Here is a 2,164-nt window from a genome sequence, read left to right as displayed (position 1 = left end):
ATCCAGCCTGTTCGACTCCTCGGTCCCGGCGGCCCGCCCGGACCCGGCGGTCTGGTGGGCGCTGCCCGAGGCGGCGCGGCGGAACCTGACCGACCTGCTGGCGCGTCTGCTCCTCGAGCACGAGGACAACAGGGGACGTGTCGGAGGTCGCCATGACCGCTGACAAGATCAAGCCGCATCACCTGGCGCGCAAGGCGATCGTCTATGTCCGCCAATCCTCGGCGCATCAGGTTCTGCACAATCCCGAAAGCCGCAGCCTGCAGTACGCCATGCGCGACCGCCTATCGGACCTCGGCTGGTCGGAGATCGCGATCGTGGACGACGACCTCGGGCGCTCGGCGGCCGGTGGCGTCGCCCGTGCCGGCTTCGAGCGGATGGTCGCCGAGGTCTGCCTGGGCAAAGTGGGGGCGGTAGCCGCCCGGGAGGTGTCGCGTTTCGCCCGAAACAGCCGCGACTGGCAGCAGCTGATCGAGATGTGCCGGGTCGTCGACACGGTGCTGGTGGACGGCGAGGCGATCTACGCCCCACGCGACGGCAACGACCGTCTGCTGCTCGGGCTCAAGGGCAGCCTGAACGAGTATGAGCTCGACCTGCTGCGGCAGCGCTCGCTCTCGGCACGCCATGCCAAGGCGCGGCGGGGTGAACTGGTGGTCGCCGCCCCGGTTGGTTTCGTCAAGGCTGGCGACCGGCTGGAGAAGGATCCGGATCGACGCGTGCAGGCGGCCATCCGGCTGGTGTTCGACAAGCTGGCCGAGCTCGGCAGCGCCCGCCAGACGCTGCTGTGGTTCCACGAGCACGGTCTGGAGCTGCCGGCGTGGCAGCGCGATGGTTACCCTGCTCTGGCGCCGGCCCTGCTACGGCAGCATCCACCGCATGATCACCAACCCGGCCTACGGCGGCGCCTATGCCTATGGCAGGACGGGCACGACGGTGCGCTATGATGGCGCCGGGGCGCGCCCTACCAGCCGCCGCAGGCCGCGCGGCGAGTGGCTGGCGCTACGGCCCGGCACGCACGAGGGCTACGTTGACTGGGCACGGGCGGAGGCGATCCGCGGCATGGTGAGCGACAACGCGCCGGCAAGCCGGCACCACGGTGCCGCCAAGCACGGCGATGCCCTCCTGGCAGGCTTGCTGCGCTGCCGCCGCTGCGGGCGTAAGCTGACGGTGCGCTATACCGGGGCGGACCACGCCATCCCACGCTACAGCTGCTGCCGCGGCCACCTCGACAACGGTGAGCCGCGCTGCATCGCGTTCGGCGGGCTGCGGGTCGCCGATGCGATCGAGGCGCTGCAGGAACCCGCCGCCATGGACATCGTCAACCAGGCGCGCAGCAACCCAAACCACCCCGTAGGACCTGCGCCAGATCAACCAACCCTACCATTTTCAACGACATAGACAGATGGGTGTTGTGATGCGTGGCAGTACAATACGGTCAGGCCGCACAGCGCGCTGGGCTATCGGCCGCTGGCGCCGGAAGCGGTGTTGCCCTGGCCGGCTGCCCCCGCCTACGCTCCGCTCCGGCAGGGTCAGCCGGCCAGGCCACAACACGGGCCAACTCTCTCATAGTCCGTGGATCCCCGATCGGGGGCAGGTCAAGGCGACGAAGCGCACCGGCCCGATTGGGCCGGTGGAAAGCTTTGGACGATGTTGCCGCGGCCAGACTAGTAGCTCGGCCGCACCGTGACGGTTGTTGAAGCTGGCGGCGGTGCGGCGACAACTGGCGCCGGCTGCATCACGACCGTCGCCGGCTGGGCGGCAGGAGGGCTGGTGACGGTGGTGCAAGCGGTGATCAGGAAGGCTGCACCAGCCACGCTCAGGACGCGGGCTAGAGAGGTCATCGAGTTCATGGCATGGCGCCTTCAAAAGGGTTGATCTTAGGTTAACAAACAAAGTTGTCCTACGTCGCTTGAGACCTGTCAACGGACTAATGAAATTACGCCATCGCAGCAGTGTAACTGCCAACGATGAATCAGGTCTGGCTGGATTTCTCGATCTGCTGGCGAGATTGGCGGATTCCAAATGGCGACGGGACGGCATCGGGATAGTCAATTGGAGATGGTGGCGATGTGGTCGGGGATGCCGCGTTCGCCGGAGACGCATGCCTAACAGCCCGTTGACGAAATCGGCTTGGCCTGATTCTGACATCCGTGTTGGATGAGAACAG

Annotated in this window: 2 protein-coding genes; both read left to right on the top strand. The window is 67.1% G+C overall.

Translation table 11 applies throughout. The features are described from left to right. Nucleotides 1–152 precede the first annotated feature (152 nt). Nucleotides 153–941 carry a recombinase family protein gene (locus ACFHPP_RS30840; RefSeq protein ID WP_437167046.1) on the top strand — a complete coding sequence of 263 codons (789 nt, stop codon included), beginning with the start codon at nucleotides 153–155 and terminating at the stop codon, nucleotides 939–941. After that, on the top strand, nucleotides 874–1,395 hold the full coding sequence (locus tag ACFHPP_RS30835; RefSeq protein WP_437167045.1) for a recombinase zinc beta ribbon domain-containing protein: 522 nt from the start codon (nucleotides 874–876) through the stop codon (nucleotides 1,393–1,395). Before ACFHPP_RS30840 ends, ACFHPP_RS30835 begins: the two co-directional genes overlap by 68 nt. The last annotated feature ends 769 nt before the right edge of the window (nucleotides 1,396–2,164 follow it).

This window comes from Falsiroseomonas sp. E2-1-a20, from assembly GCF_051433195.1.
Classification (GTDB): domain Bacteria; phylum Pseudomonadota; class Alphaproteobacteria; order Acetobacterales; family Acetobacteraceae; genus Falsiroseomonas.
Note: the sequence above shows the minus strand (reverse complement) of the source record. Positions and strands in the feature narration are given on the sequence as shown.

What these genes read in the sequence shown, in the direction of transcription:
- ACFHPP_RS30840 (WP_437167046.1), top strand. Translation starts at nt 153, where the DNA reads ATGACCGCTGACAAGATCAAGCCGCATCACCTGGCGCGCAAGGCGATC.
- ACFHPP_RS30835 (WP_437167045.1), top strand. Translation starts at nt 874, where the DNA reads ATGATCACCAACCCGGCCTACGGCGGCGCCTATGCCTATGGCAGGACG.